Source organism: Mesorhizobium sp. 113-1-2 (genome assembly GCF_016756475.1).
Taxonomy (GTDB): Bacteria; Pseudomonadota; Alphaproteobacteria; order Rhizobiales; family Rhizobiaceae; genus Mesorhizobium; species Mesorhizobium loti_C.
The window spans coordinates 4671855-4689959 of record NZ_AP023242.1 but is presented as its reverse complement, the minus strand read 5'-3'; the positions used below and the strand labels follow the sequence as shown (position 1 = coordinate 4689959).

General features: G+C 57.2%; 8 protein-coding genes. All 8 read right to left on the bottom strand.

Going from position 1 to position 18105, the window contains the following annotated elements:
• Positions 1-458: 458 nt before the first annotated feature.
• Positions 459-1745, bottom strand: a complete 1287-nt coding sequence (locus JN279_RS22620) for a hypothetical protein (protein WP_202350282.1) — start codon at positions 1743-1745, stop codon at positions 459-461.
• Positions 1742-2491 (bottom strand): hypothetical protein, encoded by a 750-nt coding sequence (locus JN279_RS22615; RefSeq protein ID WP_202350281.1) that lies wholly within the window; start codon positions 2489-2491, stop codon positions 1742-1744. The genes JN279_RS22620 and JN279_RS22615 overlap by 4 nt, the downstream gene beginning before the upstream one ends.
• A gap of 1673 nt (positions 2492-4164) precedes the next feature.
• Entirely contained in the window at positions 4165-5493 is a 1329-nt protein-coding gene (locus JN279_RS22610; RefSeq protein WP_202350280.1) for a glucosaminidase domain-containing protein, read from the bottom strand.
• Between the two features lie 773 nt (positions 5494-6266).
• Positions 6267-7736: an HlyD family type I secretion periplasmic adaptor subunit gene (locus tag JN279_RS22605; RefSeq protein WP_244734091.1), complete on the bottom strand. Its 1470-nt coding sequence runs from the start codon at positions 7734-7736 to the stop codon at positions 6267-6269.
• A gap of 1 nt (position 7737) precedes the next feature.
• Positions 7738-9885, bottom strand: coding sequence for a type I secretion system permease/ATPase (locus JN279_RS22600; protein ID WP_202350279.1), 2148 nt, complete (start codon positions 9883-9885; stop codon positions 7738-7740).
• A 27-nt stretch (positions 9886-9912) separates the two neighbouring features.
• On the bottom strand, positions 9913-11028 hold the full coding sequence (locus JN279_RS22595) for an alpha/beta hydrolase family protein (protein ID WP_202350278.1): 1116 nt from the start codon (positions 11026-11028) through the stop codon (positions 9913-9915).
• Positions 11025-11411, bottom strand: coding sequence for a hypothetical protein (locus JN279_RS22590; protein ID WP_202350277.1), 387 nt, complete (start codon positions 11409-11411; stop codon positions 11025-11027). The genes JN279_RS22595 and JN279_RS22590 overlap by 4 nt, the downstream gene beginning before the upstream one ends.
• 93 nt (positions 11412-11504) lie before the next feature.
• The gene (locus tag JN279_RS22585; protein WP_202350276.1) at positions 11505-17762 is read right to left on the bottom strand and encodes a collagen-like triple helix repeat-containing protein; all 6258 of its coding nucleotides are present in this window, start codon (positions 17760-17762) and stop codon (positions 11505-11507) included.
• Between the last annotated feature and the right edge of the window lie 343 nt (positions 17763-18105).

The following is an 18105-nucleotide window of genomic DNA, read 5'->3' as shown; positions in this document are numbered from 1 at the left end:
TTCCACAACGTCGAAATTCGACGTTTCGGCTCGCAGATAACCTTCAATCAAAGATTGCGTAAACAACTCGCCCAGCGCTGTGGGCAGCGATAAAAGCCCACTCCCGTAGGGCTCCTGAGTTGGATGGGCGTCCAAGCGTAAGCCGACACCCTTTATCTCAAATAGATGACCTAGGCATTCGACAATCACAGTGCGACCATAAGTCGGGGGTCTAACGGCACGCACACTACGCGCGTCGATCCAAATCGGGTCATGTAGTGCGTTAGCCTGCGTGTGGGGATAAGAGATTAAAGCGAACTGTGCTAACAGCCACTGCTCTATATCCGAGCAACTCGCATTCGCGAGGTCCCAATTCATATTTCGCCAAAAGGCGTAGTTTACCCATACTGCATTGCAGCCCTTAACACCAAAAACATCCTCTTGCCAACCCGGCTGCTGAAGTACCGACTGAGTAGTCGTCACGGGCACCCGCTCGAGGTAAACGAGACAGGTATGCTTAGCCGCGATCCTTTCTTTACATTTTTCACCATAACCACTCTGGTGTTACTTGTATTAGACACCTCATCGTCTCCCAGTATCCGCTTTCCTCCTGGCTGATCGAGTACTACCTCTGGGTTCTTTCCGCACAGGTCAATGCCCCCCTCCGCAGTTATCATACCCGTGGCAAATATCGCCCCATAATCGTACCCAATGGTGATTGGATCACTCCCGCTAAGTATGGGTTCCAAATCTCGAACCGCAACTACTTGAACTGCAACGCCTTCCCCAGGCATTATCGGTGGGTCAAATGAAGCGCGAGGAGAAGGGGCAAAAAGAATCGAAGCTGAGCCATCCCTCACAACAACCGGCACCGCGCCTTGGGATTGGGCTGCCCTCCACTCTACCTGCCCCGACTCCGATGCGTTCATGAAGATCCTGGTCGCAGAGTCAATCAAACGCTGATTGTCGACCTTCACCTGTGATCTCATCTCAGAAAAGTCGCTGGCGATAAATTTTGACATGGCGGCCTGGCTTATGCGACGGGTGACCATGGACATCGACTTGAGGCCGAGTAGACCCCAAGAGCCAAATCGAATGTTTGGCAGGCTCGTATTGGTCCCGTTTCGAAATAAGAACAATTTTCTACTGACGTTCTCGTCGGAGGATTTCGAGATACGTTCAGCCTGTAGATCAACCAAGGAGGTCCAGTCGTTCAATAATTCATCCGCTATGACAACTTTCACCGCCAAGTTGTCCGACAGAGGAACCTTCTGATCAAAAAGCGATACTGAGCTACTTCCCCTTAACTCTAGAGACACGGCAGCTCCAAAGTCAGAATGCAGGAATTCCAAAGCCCCCGAAGACTCGATGGATTCCTTCTTCGGATCTTCCTTGAATCCGCCGACGTAGTATTTCGTTCCATTTTTGGCCTGAACACCTAATTGTAATGTATCGACTCTTACTTTTGTCCAATTTACATCTTCGTACGATAATATTTCCCCCGCGCTGTTTGCGGGCAGGATTCGGAAGGTTACAGCGATGGCTTCGCTGCGATTGATTATGAAGAACGCAGTTACGGCCATTACCACAATCACAACGTAAGTGGCAATACTTCCACCAAGATCAAGCCGCAGGTCTTTAAATAAAAATAAGCTACCACCAACCTTTGCGTCACCCGCAACTGGCTTTATAATGTAAAATACAAGCGCTGCAGGGATAAATGGAACTATAAATATCATCAGAAACCAAACTTGTCCAGATGTCATGGCGCAGCGTCCGGGTCGAAATTGTTCGCAATTCTGATCATATGATCGTATATTGAATCCAGAGATTGCTCAGACGCGCAAATTTCGGGCGATAGCAACGTTGACGGTTGGCAGTTTAGGCAATAAACAGGGCATTTGCTTTTTTCGGTAACTGCAAGAATGCCGTCGCGTTTCTCGAAGGCAAAAACAGACTGTGCGAATTCCTCAGTTCGTACCGGATACCTAAGCTGATCACGACTTATGACCAATGAAGCGCGCAACGCCGGGTCGCTGTACTCAAATGCTTCAGCGCTCATTTCATACCATGGCATGTATACCAGCCCGAAGAAGGCGGCTAGATCGCTCTGCTTTAGACATTCCATAATCGACTCGACCACCACCGTGCTGGGATAATCTTCATCGTTTCCGTCGAACCGAGCATACTCAATCCCAAATATTTGGGAACTATCCAAATCAAACGCCCATGAGACAGGTCGATATCGGTCGGCGGCGTCGAACTTCCGCGGGATTGAGAGAAAGCATTTATCATGCCTTGAGCGGACCAAAATTTCATCGGGAAGGAGGTGAAAATGTTTGTGCAGAACACAGATCCCAATGATATTTTCGCACCTATGCGCCAACAAGATGTCACCTGCTCGAATTATATTATAGTTGTTTCTTTCGACACTCGACTTGATGTTGCAGAAATCTTCAAGGCTATTGTGAAAATCTGATGCAGATCGTTCTGCTATAAACTTCTCTACCACCTTCCCCTCCTCTTCGCACCACTCTGGTTGTTATACATTAGCAAACAAGCATATCACTCCGTTCTATTGATGTCATCACGATAGGCGAAGCCGTCGGGAAATGGTTGCCAATGCCATGAACAGAGCCGGTTCAAGTGGCTGGTCGACGGCGTCAAAGTGATGATTTTCCGGTAATGTCGACGCGTTGACAACGAGTTGGTCAAGCCAACTTCAATCGGCGCCGAACTTTGACCCCTGATCGGCGTCCAATTGCACGCCGAAACGCACGCGGACGCAAAAGCAACCCCGGTTAGTCCGAGACGGTAATCGTACTATGACAGAAGTGTTTGCGGGGCGCGATTTAAGGCTGCGAAACCGCCCCTTAACTTGCGGAGGCGTCGAGTTAGCAAGCGAATTCAGTGCCCGCACTGTATTGGCCGGTATCCCTCTTCCGACTTGCCCCGACGAGCGAAGGCGCCTAATGCCTTAAGTAGGCCCGGCTGCGGACGGCTTCGCCGAGGACGCTCCGGTTTGGCGTTGCGGGACGGGCCGATGGTCGCCCGCCTCGACGAGCCCTCCGTGTTTCGAACGATTGCGTCCAATGCGCGCTCAAGGGCCGTCCTGGCAATTCGCAACGCATCATCATCCAGGCCGCATTAAATGCCGATTTCTTGCCAATCATAGCTGCGGAGTTTTCGCGGCGGGGTTTGAGCGCGGGAGATGAGGTTGAGCAGAAATTCTCTGATGCGCCCGCCTTCTTGAGGAGGGAGCACAGGGTCGAAACGGAGACGGCAGAAATCAGTGATCTTTCGGGCGAGTAGTTTTGTATGCGAGATTTCAGTCATTCAGGTAGGCTGTGTGGTTTCTCAGTGACGGCGGTGAAAGAGTGGGCGCACATACCTCGATTCTTGCCGCTTGGTAGACCCAAAGCGCATGACGCCCACCAGGAATGTCGTTTACAAGTGAAACGATCTGAACACGGCACGCCTGCCCTCCTCCGACGTGAACCCCACCGCCAGATGTCAACGAAGATTATCAGATGGGAAACTCTCAGAACCCAGCCTCCTTCGCGCGCGCGCTATTCGGCTGGAGGTGCAAGACAAAAAGTTGGAAAAGCTTCCAGGAAACCAGTCGACGTCCAATTATAGAACCGCTCGTCGTCCGCTTTGGGGGCGAAATGGCGCCTTTTAGGTCGGTAAAGGGGGTAGACGCACGTTGCGTGTCAGACTGCTTGCCAAAGATGGGCCACCTTAGGGGCTGTCTTGCGAATTTTGGTTCGAGATCCCACTTACGTGCACCGAGATTCACGGACTTTCTCAACCCATGACTCAGCGCCCGCCCATTCGCCGCATCGATCGTCGGCTCAGGGCCGAGTTCCTCACGTTTCGACGAAATCCACGAGCTTGCCCCGTATCGCCACCTCATCCTGGCGCAGAGAGAGCAACTCGACGCGTCGACTTTCGCCCCGGTGTTCGCCAACCAGAACCGTACGATCGGTGATCGTGTGGAGTTCACCAACGAACGCCCATCTGCGTCGACATTGATCGAGCCGCTGCGGGACGACGAGATCAGGTACTCGAGGTTCTCAACTTCACCGTGCGCGACGCAGACATGGCTATTTGCGATGTGCCTGATGTTATAGGTCCGTCGTTGGACGCAATTGCCCGCCGGGAAGCAGCCGGTGGCGTCGTATCCTATGGGTCTTTATCCGCGGGACACGCGCCTTTCGCCAGGGTTTTCGGGTGGGCGGCAACCCATGCTGTCAGCAAGCGGTTTTCAGGTTTAGAGAGGGCATCGAGCAATTCCTTCTTTGCGACGTCGAGCCACTGCTGCCGCTCTGCGGCAGTTTTCAAACTCGCCGGCGCACCCTCGGTGGGAAACTGCTTCGCGAACTGTTGCGACGTAGTGCGCCAAAACCTTGTGACACCCGATGGGATGGACTTGACGGCGGAGTCCGGCATCTTCGTAAGGTCGATTTGCCGCGCGTCGCTAATTTGATTGGTGCCTCCGTTTTCCTGCGACTCAAACGTGACGGTCATACCGTTACGGAAGAAATAATTCTTCCAGCGGACGCCATCCATGTCTTCCATCATGTTGCCACTGACCGGGACCATCATGCCGGAATTGCCCTTCGCACACCCCAAGAGCACCTCGAAGCACCCGGATAACCCCGGCAATTGCTTGGCACACGCCGTCTCTATCCACGCGACAGTTCGTTCGGACGGCACATCGAGCAGCACGACATGCGCGCTGCGCGGTTTTGCCTTGGAGCCGACTTTGTAATCGCACGCTTTGAGCTTCTGGGCGGGCCAGCCGAGGAGATCGGTGTCAGGTGACGGGCAGTTGTTGGTGGCCCGGGTCATCGCATAGGAGGCCAGCTGCGCCTTCTTGACTGCCGCCAAATGGTCCTGGATCCCGTCGCCCTTTTTGGTGTCTGTCGGCTTGGTAGCATTCGTGACGGCAGCAAGACTCCACAAGGTGGTCTTGGGGTCGCGTTTGCCCGACGTGACGTCGATCGGGTTGTCTGCGGCATTCAACACTTTGGCGATGTAGGCTTGGGAATGGTAGGGGTTGTAGGTCGGCGCGATCGTGCGGAACCAGGTCTTTGCGCTTTTCTCCCTATCGGCTCCCGAGGCTATGGCTTTCTGGTAAGCGCGCGTCGCAGCCTTGTAGTATTTCGACGTCGCGAGCATGTTTGCGACAAAATCGGCGGCGTCCGCGCGGTCCTTGAAGATAACGTAGACATTGCCTTTGTCATGCCTGTCCTGACAGCTCAGTGTGAAAAGCGCGCGCTCGCCCGGTCCGGATTTGCCGCCCCATTTATAGGAAAGCACGTTGTGGGTGGCAATCGCCAGCTGGGTTGTACCATAGCCGCTTTCGTCGATCGACATGGCTGCGAGGATTGGAGCGGGGATGCCATGATCATGCTCAGCCTTGATAGCCAGAGCGCTGACTTCCTCGACAAACGCCGCCTTCAACTCGGGCGTTAGAGCCTTCGTGGGACCATAGCATTGGCCGCTCATGTCCGGTTCTGTCGCAAAAGCGGATCCAAGCCCAATTAGGCAGGACGTAAGAAAAACAGCTAGACTGCAGAATATTTTCACAACTGCCCCCGTCCGAGTAAATTTCGACCAGCTCCAGAGATATACTAATAAGCGTTTGTTGCCAGCCCCGGTCGTCAGAAAATTTGCAGTCGGCCATTGGATCGATGAGCTTCATGACAGTGAAAGCTCCCAGCAACACTTGGACGTTCGCCGCGTGAGCACGGCAGATGACCCTATGGCAAACGTCGCTGCCCAAGTGGCAGAGCTGGACGCCCACCAGATGCAATGATCGGTTACAGGATCTGGAGCGTCGTCAGCGCAATGGCGCGTTTAGGCGCAAAGCGGTGGTTGCGAACGTGGCGAAATTGGAGGTGCGTACAGCCGCGCACTATCAGGGTGGCGCAGTGAGATAAGTCGCCCTTTCCCAAATTATCCAAAAACCGAATTTAGCGTCCCACTTTGTCCATGAGCACCCGCAGTTCGAGCTGAGGCGCGACGCAGAAAGTTCGAAAACCTTCCAGGAACCCCAGGGGAACTGAAGGCCGCATCGGACACTGCGGTGCCACGGAAATCGTGGCGAACGTCTGCGACGAAGCGGCCAATATCGTCGGCAAAAGAACATCCGAATAGGATTGTCGGCGGCTCTGTCGTGGGAACGAAAAAAGAAGAGAAGCAGAACTTTTGTGTGCGATTTTTGCACACGGCCTCCCACAACTATCTGATATTACTTATCTATCTGCCCGATCCATCAATTATCTTTCTTTAAACGCCTCCGACGTCACCTCCACAATCGGCGAGAACACATATCCCAGAATTCGCCGGCTATCGGTCTTGATTTCCACCGTGGCGGCCATGCCTGGTGTGAGGGGCACGTCGTGGCCGTCCGCGCTCATGACCGTCTTGTCCGGCGTGAGCGTGACCGGAAAAACCAGGTTCTGTGTGCGCTCGGCGCCGGCAAAGGTCGCATTGGAGATCTGCGCCGCCGGATTGCCTTCGAGCTGCGTGGCATCGGGCTCCGGAATGGCATCGGTGGCGACGTTGGCCACTTTGGCGGTGATGGTGCCATAGCGCGTGAAGGGGAAAGACTGGATCTTCACCACGGCCTCCTGCCCTGCCTTGACGAAGCCGATGTCGGTGTTGAGGACATAGACCCGCAGTTCGAGCTTGGAGTCGTCAGGCACGATGCGCATGACTTCCTGGCCCATGGTGACGACCTGGCCGACATTGGTGATCACGGACTCCTCAACCATGCCCGAGATCGGGCTGACGATGGTCTTGCGCTCACGCTCGGCGGTGGCTTTGGCCAGCTTCTGAGTGAGATCATCGACCTGCCTTTCGGCATCGCCAAGTCTTTGCGTGTTGTCGCTGATGAATGCCTCGAGCGCTTTGTCGATCTCGCGCTCCTGAACCAAGGCCGCCGCTTCGGCGTCGGCCAGTTGACCTTGCTGGATGGCCAGTTGCGTGACCTGATACTTGAGGGTCTCCGTGGCATCGATCACACTGGACTTTGTATCCGCATCCTTGGCTTGCGCAGCAGCTCGCATGGTGACGCGAGCCTGGAGCGTCGAGATCAGGGATTCCTGTGTCTCGATGGTCTGGGCCAGATGATCACGCTCAATTAGCTTTTCCTGGCGCTGGGCTTTGAGCGAATCCAGGTTTGACGCGAGCTGACCGAGATCGCCATTGAGAATATTCTGCTCGCGGCTGCGTAACAGATCAGGAACGTCATCGCCCCATGCGATGGTTGCCTTGGACGGGAGCTTCTGTTCGCGAGCCGCATCAATGGCTGTGCGCCGGCGCGTCGCTTCCGCCTGAGAGGAGACGAGATCGCGCTTGAACCCGGCCTCATCGGCGATCTCCTCGGTTGCGTCGAGTTCAAGCAGCACATCGCCTTGGCTGACATGCGTGCCTTCCACCGGCGGCAGCGCTTTGACCCGACCGGTTTCCAGTGGCTGGATGATCTTGACCTTGCCGGTCGGTTCGAACTTGCCCTGGGCCGAGGCAATGATGTCGATACGCCCAAAGTAAGCCCAGACGAGAGTGGTGGCGACAAAGGCGCAGATGATCAGGATCAATGCCATGCGCACCGGCGAAGGCGGCGTTTCCAGGATTTCCAGCGCCGGCGCCAGGAACTCCTGATCCGAGCGCCTGGGGCGGGGCTTGCGGGAAGGCAGCGGGGGTATCGGCTGGCCGGCAGAGGGCGGCGGGGTTCTGGCGTTCATCTCAGGCGGTCACCTGATCGTTCTGAAGTGCCCAAAGACGGGAATAGACGCCGTTAGGCTGGGCGATCAGTTCGGCATGACTGCCGATCTCGACGATACGGCCGTCGGCCATGCCGACGATGCGGTGGCAAGGCCGCACGGCCGCGAGGCGGTGGGCGATGATGATGACTGTGCGCCCCTGCACGATGTGATGCATATTGGTCTGGATGACTCGCTCGCTCTCGTAGTCGAGCGCCGAGGTGGCTTCGTCGAAGATCAGGATCGGCGGATTTGTGGCAAGCGCCCGGGCAATGGCGATACGCTGGCGCTGGCCGCCCGAGAGGTTGGCGCCACGCTCTTCGATCATGGTGTCATAGCCCGCCGGCAGCCTGGCGATGAACTCGTCGGCGCCGGCGAGCCTGGCGATGGCGATGACCGTGGCCCGGGGCAAAGTCGGGTTGGCAAAGGCGATGTTGTCGTGGATGGTCCGGTTGAACAGCAGATTCTCCTGCAGCACCACGCCGATCTGGCTGCGCAACCACGCTGGGTCGACCTGGGAAAGGTCGGCCCCGTCCAGCAGAACCTGCCCTTCCTCGGCCGAGTACAGGCGCTGGATCAGCTTGGTCAGTGTCGACTTGCCCGAGCCGGAGGCGCCAACAATTCCGATCACCTCGCCAGGCTGGATCGACAGCGATATCGATTTGAGCACCTCAGGAGAACCCGGCCGGTAGCGGAAGGTGATGTTGCGCAAGTCGATTGCGCCCTTTGGAGGCGGCAGCACCAGGCTGGTCTGTGGCGCCCGCTCCATGGGCGTGTTGAGGATATCGCCAAGCCGGTCGACGGAGATCTGCACTTGCTGGAAATCCTGCCATAGTTGCGAGAGCCGAAGCACCGGCTGGACCGTCTGGTTGGCGATCATGTTGAAGGCAACCAGCGCGCCAACCGACATTTCGCCATCGATCACCGCCTTGGCCCCGAAGAGCAGCAGCAAGGCCGTCGAGAGCTTTGAGACATACTGTATGGCGTTCTGGCCACCGGCGCTCAGCATCGTTGCATCGAAGGAGGTGCGGACATAGGCGGCCAGACGCTCGGCCCATTGCGCCTGCATCACAGGCTCCACCGCACCAGCCTTGACCGTCTGGATGCCGACGATGGCCTCGACCAGGAATTGCTGGCTGACGGCGCCGCGGTTGAACTTCTCCTTGATCATTGCGCGCAAGGTGGGCCGCACCAGCAATGCGATCAGAATGTAGAGCGGAATGGAGCCGACCACGATGAGGGTCAGTTTCCAGGAATAGGCGTAAAGCACCGCGATGAAGACCAAGGTGAATACGAGGTCGATAGCCGAAAACAGCCCCTGCCCGGTCAGGAAGCTGCGGATCGTCTCGAGCTCGCGCACGCGTGCCACGGTCTGGCCGGCCGACCGTGTCTCGAAATAGCCGAGCGGCAGACGCAGCAGATGCTGGAACAGTTTTTGGCCCAGTTCAACATCGATGCGGTTGGTTGTGTGCGAGAGAGCGTAGCTGCGCAGATATTGCAGCATGACATCGAACAGCCCGATGATGGCAATGCCAGCGACCAGCACGAACAACGTGGAGTAGCCCTTATGGGTCAGGACTTTGTCGACCACGACCTGGAAGAACAGGGGCGTGACCAGGGCGAAGATCTGCACGAAGAGCGACGCCAGCAGCACATGGGCGAGCGGCTTCCTGTAGCGCCAGATCGAGGGCAGGAACCAGCCAAGGCCGAAGCTGCGCGGATCCGAGCCTTGCCCGCGCAAACGCCGCCCGATCAGTACGATGTGGCCGCCGATCTCCTGCAGCAACGCCTCGATTGTGAGTTCACGGTCGATACGCGTGATCGGATCAACGAGGCGGAACCTGCCACTGGGGTTCTTGCCACCAAAGACCTGGAAGGAACCATCGGCAACGCGCACGATCGCCGGCACTGGAAGGGTCTCGATACGTTTGGGCGTGAGCTTGCCGACGACGCGTGCCTTGAGACCGACAATCGCGGCGGCGCGAATAAGGTCGCGCTCGCTTGCAAGGCGTCCGGTCAAAGCAAGTTCGGTGGCCAGGTGGCGGGGGTCGGCGGCGATTCGATAGAAGGCGGCGATGCCGCACAGCGCCCGCAAGCCGGAATCGAGCGGCTCTGGTGGTGCGGCCGTCATCCCGGGGCTATCCATGACGGCGCAAGTTCATTGTGGCCCAACCCAGCGGTCGTTTTCCATTACGATGCTGCAATCAGAGTTCCTGGCTTCCTTGCACCTTGCGAGTGCCAAATTGCGAATCGTCGCAAGGGGGATGTCGCCATCGTATTGGTAGTAGGCGAGCCTAGCGTGCGTAGAGAAAGCCATCGCTTTCGGTACTGGTGCAGTGAGGTAAGCCACTGCAACCTGCTGACCGCCAAATCTTAGAGCGAGATGCCTCTGCAGCGCGGACACGTCCGTATAACTCCATGTCGGCAGTTTGTGGTTCTGGAGAAAATCATCCAATTCTCGAAGCCACTGCATTCCTCCCTGAAGAAAGAGGTAGTGACCTTCCTTCATGAAGGGATCGAGTTCTTCCAACTTCACATTCCCGCCTCCACCGACCAGCGCGGCTCGCAAACGATTGGTCAGTTCAGGTCCGAAATAACTGTCATTCTTGGCATATATCCAAAGATCAGGAACGCGGCTGGTTGACCCATATGCCCCGTATGCATCGATCAACTTGTCCTGCCAGTTCGCGCACTCCAGGCGCATGCCTCCTGAAACGCTGACAACTCCGACCAGTCCGGGCGGGTTGCGTGCACCAAGTCCGACGACCGTCGCACCCCCCGTCGAATCCCCGATTGCGATGATGCGCGACGGATCGACATCCGGCCGCTCTTTCATCACATCCATGACGGCCTGAAGGTCGTCCGCAGCGGCGTCAATGCCCTCTTTGACACGCGGTCTTTTACAGCTCTCTTGCGGAACAGCCCCGTCTGATCGGCCATATCCCCTGCGGATAACCACAACCGCGAGCCAGCCCCTTAACGCTAGGTCACGCGCTCGTGGCGCGAACTTGTCGGTGTCTTCACTACGTATCTCTGCTTTGGAAAGAGCCGTGCCATGGGTAATCAGCGCAACCGGCAGGCGCCCCGCGGACCCCGTTTTCTTCACAACAAGACTGTCCAGGCGGTAGGGCTTCCCGTCGATCACGACATGAAGAAACGCATGGCTCTCGTCAAAATCCGGATCGGCGGCATGTGCTGCTTGAGAAATCAGCCACAGGCCGACAGCAATCAATGCGAAGACAAGCTTCCGCGATACAAGCGTTGCTGACTTCAATTCCAGCCACCCCTCATCAATGGGTCGCCGTTCGCCGCCAGCGCCGCGGTTTCGATTGGACCGCCCTGCTGGCCGATGGTTGCCGTTCCGGCCTGTGTCCAGCTTGCCAGCGTGGTGATCCAGCTGTCGAAGACGTCGCTGTTGGCGTCCGAAACCTCGGCATGAGCTCGCTGATAGTCACACGTCCCCGATGAGCTTGCCGGGCCAGGTTCCCAGGCTGGGCTGTAGGCGAACGGTGCGTTGCCTCCAGCATGAAATGCCTCGCCCATCTGACCGCAAAAGCCGGACCACAACGGCGAGGCGGTTTGCGCAGGAGGCCCGCCCGGCTCAGGAGCGGCACTCCAGCGCTCAGAGAACTGCGCGGGGCTGGAGACATTGGTCATTGCGATACCGTTCTGGCGTCTGATGGGTGACTTGCAGGAGTTGCAAGCGGCAGAAACGGGCTGCATTATCGCCGCCCGGCATGCTTCTGACCGTCAGTTGAAGAAGAATGCATTCTGATCTGCTTGCAAATTCGCGACCGTGGTATTCTTCAAGGTGATCGTGTCATTGGCGTCGGCGGTGATAATGACATCACTCCCTGATTGTGACGACGCTGCCAGAAGATGAGCCCAATCGGCGAACACAGTATGATCTATGGCAATCTTGTCCGCAGTAAGAAATCCAGCGAAACTATCATTGGCGTAAGAGAGGAAATTTGAAATAGTTGAGTGGCCAAAATTCGGCTTGAAGACAAAAGTCTCGTCTTGCCCATATCCACTACTTGGCGGTGCCCCCAATGCGACAGTCTCATTTTTCCCCATATGAACGGTATTTCCGAATCCATTGAGCGTAAAATTCCGACCATCTTCCAGATTTATTACCCAGTATTTCGCGCTCAGTGCACTGCTTGAACTATTGAAGTTTATGGTGTTTCCAAGTCCTGCGTCCACTCCACCGGTTGCAACCAATGAGCTGCTTCCGTCGACATTTACAGTATTTCCTGAACTATTTGTGCTACCACTACCGCTCGTTCCGAAAATCGTCAGCGTCTCCTGACCTGACATCACGGTGAGGACATTGTTGTTGCCAGTGATGGTGGCGGCGTCGGTGGAGTTCGACTCAGTTGTCGTTGTGCCGTCGCCGGTGATCACCGTCGTCGATGCTGCCAGCGCGCCGACCGTGGCAGGCGGGGTTGTCGTGACAACCGATGTCGATTGCCCGTCGGCCGTGACATAGGTGACAACGGTCTGCTTGAGCGTGCCGTTGGTATTATAGTTGGTCACAGTTTCAGTAATACTGCCGTCGACATGCATCGTAGCCGTGTCGATGTGATCGATCGTGCCGTTGTTGTCGGTGTCTTCGCTTAATAACGTTGTGAGGCCATCGGCGCTGACCGTCACCGTACCCTTGGCCACTACTGCATTACTTGCATTGACATCCTGGATGGTGCCGATCTGCGAGCCGTCGACCTGGGTCTGCCAGGTCTCGGTGTGCTCATATGTGCCATTGCCGTCATAGTCTGCCTGAACCGCCTTCGACAGGCCATCGGCGCTGATCGTCGTGATCACCTTCGACGCCACCGTCTTGTTGCTGGTCGCGATCGCCGAGCTCCACAGCACCTTGCCGAGAAGAGGGGCAACGGTCTTGGCGGCCGCGTCATTGGTCGAGGTCGTCACGATCGAGCCGTCTATGGCAGTGACTGCCGTCGATGTTTCATCGGCACTGGTATCGCTGTTGAGCTTGACTGTCGTATTTCTGGTCTTGCCGTCGGCGCTTACCGTCTCGGTCGTCGTTTTCAACAGCACCGGTGTAGTCGCTGCGCCCCAATCGATCGCGGTCTTGGTACTGGTCTGATAGTCTTTCCAGGTTTCGGAATAGGAGCCGTCCGCATTGAAGGATCGGGTATCCGCCCGCGTGCGGTCGGCAATGCCGTCCCCGTTGAAATCCCAGCTCGTATTGGTGGTAAGGCCATCAGAACTGATGGTCGAGGTTGTCGTCCCCACGGTGGCGGGTGCCGGCGCCCAGCCGAGGCCAGCAAGCGTCACCATGTCCGTGATCACGTCCGTGATGCTACCGTCGACCAACGCCGTCTTTGTCTCTGTCTGGTCCACGATACCATCGCCGTTGGCATCGCGGCTGATCGTGACAATTCGCCGATCCGCACTGGTCTGGGCAACGGTCTTGTCCCTCAGCGAGCTGTCGACGTTGAAATTGCTGACCGTCGCGACGACCGACCCATCGGCTAGACTGGCCGCCGTGTCGATCTGGCTCTGGTTGAAGCTGCCTGAACCCGTAGTGTCCCGCTGGATCGAAACCGTGAGGCCATTGGCACTGGTCGTGCGCATGGTCTTTGACAGCAGCGAGCCATCGCTCTTGTTGTTGGTGACTGTCTCTGTCGTGGAGCCATTGGCATTGAGAACCGTCACATCGGTCTCGGTCTCGCTTGGCGTGGTGGCCGCGCCGAAAAACCACTGCCTGGTGGAGCTGAGGCCATTGCCGCTGGTGGTTGACAGATAGCGGTCGGTCTGCACGCCTGCCTTTGTCTCGGTGACGGTTTCCGTCGTCGAGCCATCATTGTTCAGGACTTTCTGGTCGACCTTGGTCTCTCCAAATGTACCCGAGCCCGTGAGGTCGAATTGCTCGGTTATGGTCAGCCCATCCGCGCTGGTGGTGATAACCTCCCTGTCCTTCGTCGTGGCCGTATAGACCGGAGCGGCGGAAGAGGCTACGCCGCCTGCCAGAGTTGAATCCGTAATCGTTTCGACCTTGGAGCCATCGGCATTGAGAACCGTGACTTCGGTGGTCTGGTTTTCGGCAAGGCCGTCGCCATTGGCATCATATTGCACGGCCTTCGATAGCCCATTGGCGCTATCCGTCTCGTAGCGGCCGTTCGTGGCGCCGTAGGCGCGGCCTGAGGCGGATTGCACCGTGCCATCCATGCTGGAGATCGTCACCGAACCATCGACATTGACCTGGCGGATCACCGTCTGATCGGCCGTGCCGTCGCCATTGATGTCACGTGTGGTCGTCACAGTCATCTGATTGGCGCTGGTGGTGGCCGTTGTCTTGTCGTGCAATGTGCCATCGGCATTGAGATCCGACACCACCTCCGTGATCGACCCATCGGCGTTCAGCGTTTTCACATCGCTATTGGTGCGGTTGTACGTGCCAGCCATCTGCGTTGTCATCGACAGGCCGTTTGCGCTGGTGGTGATGGTGGTCTTGTTCTTCAGCCCGCCGCTGGCGTTGAAATTGGAGATCGTCTCGGTCCTCGATCCATCGACATTGAGCACTGTGACATCGGTTCTCGACTGATCGAGCGCACCGTCGCCGTTGAGGTCGGTGGCGATCGTCGTCGACAGGCCGTTGGCGGTCACCGTCTTGGTGGATTTCGAGGCCAGGACCCCGGTCGCGTTGTAGGTCGAGGTGACGGTCGTCACCGAACCATCGGCGTTGGTGGCGGCCGTGACCGAGACATCGTTCACGCCATTGCCGTCGAGATCGGCGTTTATGGTCACCGTCTTCTTGTCGGCGCTGGTCGTCGTCACATTCTTTGAAATCAGCGTGCCGTTGCTGCTGGAGTCAGTGACCGTCTCCGTGCGTGAGCCGTCGGCACCGATGGCAACCAGATCCCGGGCGACATCGAAGACCGTGCCGCTACCGTCAAGATAATGCGACACCGTCTCCGACAGACCGTCGCCACTTGTGGCGGTCACGGTCTTGCCAATCAGAGTGGTGCCGGCGCCGTTGTAGGTCGAGACCGTTTCCGTCCTCGATCCGTCCGCATTGAGGACCGTCACATCGGTGATGTCGCGGTCCAGAACGCCATCGCCGTTGGCATCGGTCTGTTTCGTCACCGAAAGGCCATTGCCGGTCGTCGCTACGATCAGCTTGTCGAGCAAAGTGCCGCTGCGACTGGAATCCTTGATGGTTTCGGTCTTCGAGCCGTCCGCATTCAGCACCGTCACGTCTGAAACGGTGTCGTCGATCGAGCCGTCGATATTGTGCGTTACCGAGGTTGAAAGACCATTGGCACTGGTCGTCGTCACCGTCTGGTCGATCTGCGCGCCGCCGGGGCTGGAATCCGTCACGGTCTGGGTGCTCGAGCCATCCGCGTCGAGCACGCGGACCTGTGTCTGATCGACATGGCCGTCGCCATTGCTGTCTATCGCCACCGTCGTCGTCTTGCGGTCGGCGCTGTCCGTCGTCACCGTCCTTGAAAGCAGGGCGCCGGTGTTGCTGGTCGTCGACAGCGTCTTCGTGCGGCTGCCGTCGGCGTTGAGCACGATCGCGTCGGTCACCGTGCGGTCGACGGCGCCGTCACCGTTGAGGTCCTGCTGCCCGGTCTGGGTCAGGCCGTTGGCAGTCGTATTGGTGATGCTCTTGTCTATCACGGTGCCATTGGCACTGGTATCCGTTACCGTCTCGGTCTTCGAGCCATCGGCGTTGGCCGTGATGACATCGGCCTCGGTAAGATCATAGGTGCCGTCGCCATTGAGGTCGGTCTGTGTCGTGCTCGACAGGCCGTTGGCCGAGGTCGTTGTCAGAGTGCGGCTGATCAGCGTGCCGTTGCTGCTGGAATTGGACAGTGTCGTGGTGGTCGAGCCATCGGCATTGATCAGGATCGTCTTGCTCCGATCCGTCGCGCCATCGCCATTGGCATCGATGGTGACGACGATGGTCTTCTTGTCACCACTCGTCACCGTGATCGTCTTGCTCAGCAGCGTGCCGTTGGCGCTATAGTCAGAAGCTGTCTCGCCGCGTGTGCCATCCGTGCCGACAGTGACCACGTCCCAGGCTGTGTCTGCGGGCGTGCTGCTGCCGTCGAGATAATGCGCCACCGACTTCCAAAGGCCATCGCCGCTGATGGTGCTGACGGTAGAATCACGCGATGAGCCGTCGGCATTCTTGTCCTGGACAATCGTCGTAACCGAATTGTCAGCATTGATGACGATGGACGACGAGGTCACCTCATCGAAGCTGCCCACGCCGGCATGGTCGATCTGCACCGTCTTGCTGCGGGCATCCGCACTGGTTGTCGTTATTGTCTTGTCGAGCAACGTGCCGTTCTTGCCGGTGTCCGCCACGGTTTCCACGCGGCTGCCGTCGGGATTCACAACAGTCGTATCCGTCGCGATATGATCGAAGGTGCCGCCGCCCACATGGTCGGTGCTGGTCGTCTTGGTCAATCCGTCAGCGCTGGTGCTGACGACAATCTGGTTGATGGTGGTACCGTTGGTCGCGAGGTTCTTGGACGTGGTCGAAGTTGAACCGTCGGCATTGGTGACAAAAATCTCGGACTGGTCCCAAATACCGTCGCCGTTCTGGTCGACCTGGGTTGTCACCGTCTTGGTGTCGGCGCTTGTCGTGACCGCTGTCGCATTCTTTTTGGAGCCATCGGCGTTGAAGTCGGTGATCGTTTCGGTCGACGAGCCGTCGGCATTGGTCACCGTGTTGTCGGTCTGTGTCCGTTCAAACACGCCATTGCCGTCGTCGTCGTATTTGGTGGTCTTGCTGAGGCCGTTGGCGCTGACCGTCACCACATTCTCGAAAGCTTCGGAACCATTGGCATTGTAGCCGAGGATATCCGTGGTGATGGAACCGTCGGCATTGGTCACCTGCGTCTGATGGATCAGATAACCGTTGCTGTCGCTCGCCAACACTGCGTCGCCAACTTGCCCGGTTGTGCCATCGGATTTGGTGTAGGTTGTTGTGCCGGTGATGGCCGAGCCGTCGTTGAAAGTCTGGCCACTGCCCGTCGGCGTCAGATCGATCGAGGTGATGCCAAGCGAGGCGAGCGAGACCATCTGGCCGTTGACCTCGACCTTGAATTCGCTCCAGTCGGCATCGCCGGCGTCGAGCTTGCCATCATGGTTGGTGTCAAAGACGTCTTTGAGCGCTTGGAGATCGCCGTTTGCCGACGAATCCCACTCCGTGAATGCAAACTGATTCTTCTGATGGATCTGGCCATCGCCATATAGGTCAAGAACCAGGACGCCATTCCCGGCACCCGCCCAGGCCGTGCGATGCTGATAGCTGCTACCATCCGTATCGACAAACTGGGTCGAGGATGACAGAGAGGTTACTTTGAGGCCCTTGCCGTCAAGATTGAGAATGACCGGATTGTCGCCCTCGTCTCCGCTATCCCCATTATCTCCGCTATCGCCGCCATATGTCTCCTGGCCCTTCGGGCCGTCGGGACCTGGGGAGGCGTTGCCACCGCCATTATCGTCATAGCCGCCGCCATATGTCTCCTGGCCCTTCGGGCCGTCGGGACCTGGGGAGGCGTTGCCACCGCCATTATCGTCATAGCCGCCGCCATATGTCTCCTGGCCCTTCGGGCCGTCGGGACCTGGGGAGGCGTTGCCACCGCCATTATCGTCATAGCCGCCGCCATATGTCTCCTGGCCCTTCGGGCCGTCGGGGCCTGGGGAGGCGTTGCCACCGCCATTATCGTCATAGCCGCCGCCATATGTCTCCTGGCCCTTCGGGCCGTCGGGACCTGGGGAGGCGTTGCCACCGCCATATGTCTCCTGGCCCTTCGGGCCGTCGGGCCCTGGCGGGCTTTCCTTGTCACGCGAACCTTCAGTCAAACTTACTGCTGTTTCGGCTGCAGCCCTTGCCGCCTCTGCTTGATCGGCCATTTGCTTTCCAGACTCCGCTGGACCCGGAATCCCGCGATCGATCTCCTTGTTCTCAGCGTTGTCCATTGCGTTAATCTGCGCTTCGGTGGGGTCGGTAAGCGCGCGCATGCGGTCAGTAGCATCGAGAATACTGAGAATATTGTTGGAGACGAATGCACCTACGGCGGAAAATATGTTTCCAACTACCGTAGCTACGCCGAAAGTCACCGTAGTTATAGCGCTTTGCGGCCCATTGGGTCGTCCAGTTTTGTTAGTTCCGACCATATTTTTCTCCCCCCCTATTTATTGTTTTAAGAAAATTATTTATTGACAAGATTTATGTAGTCTGTTGGAAAACAAAAGAAATTTTCCCTCTATATACTCCATTTTTTCTCTTCTAGAAGAGAATTTATATTTATCGTAAACATTGCTATCAACCATAACATTATAAATATGCTCTATGTCTATCTCC

Coding starts and splice junctions, on each gene's coding strand:
- JN279_RS22620 (WP_202350282.1), bottom strand. CDS start 1,745: ATGACATCTGGACAAGTTTGGTTTCTGATGATATTTATAGTTCCATTT.
- JN279_RS22610 (WP_202350280.1), bottom strand. CDS start 5,493: ATGAGCGGCCAATGCTATGGTCCCACGAAGGCTCTAACGCCCGAGTTG.
- JN279_RS22605 (WP_244734091.1), bottom strand. CDS start 7,736: ATGAACGCCAGAACCCCGCCGCCCTCTGCCGGCCAGCCGATACCCCCG.
- JN279_RS22600 (WP_202350279.1), bottom strand. CDS start 9,885: ATGACGGCCGCACCACCAGAGCCGCTCGATTCCGGCTTGCGGGCGCTG.
- JN279_RS22590 (WP_202350277.1), bottom strand. CDS start 11,411: ATGACCAATGTCTCCAGCCCCGCGCAGTTCTCTGAGCGCTGGAGTGCC.
- JN279_RS22585 (WP_202350276.1), bottom strand. CDS start 17,762: ATGCGCGCGCTTACCGACCCCACCGAAGCGCAGATTAACGCAATGGAC.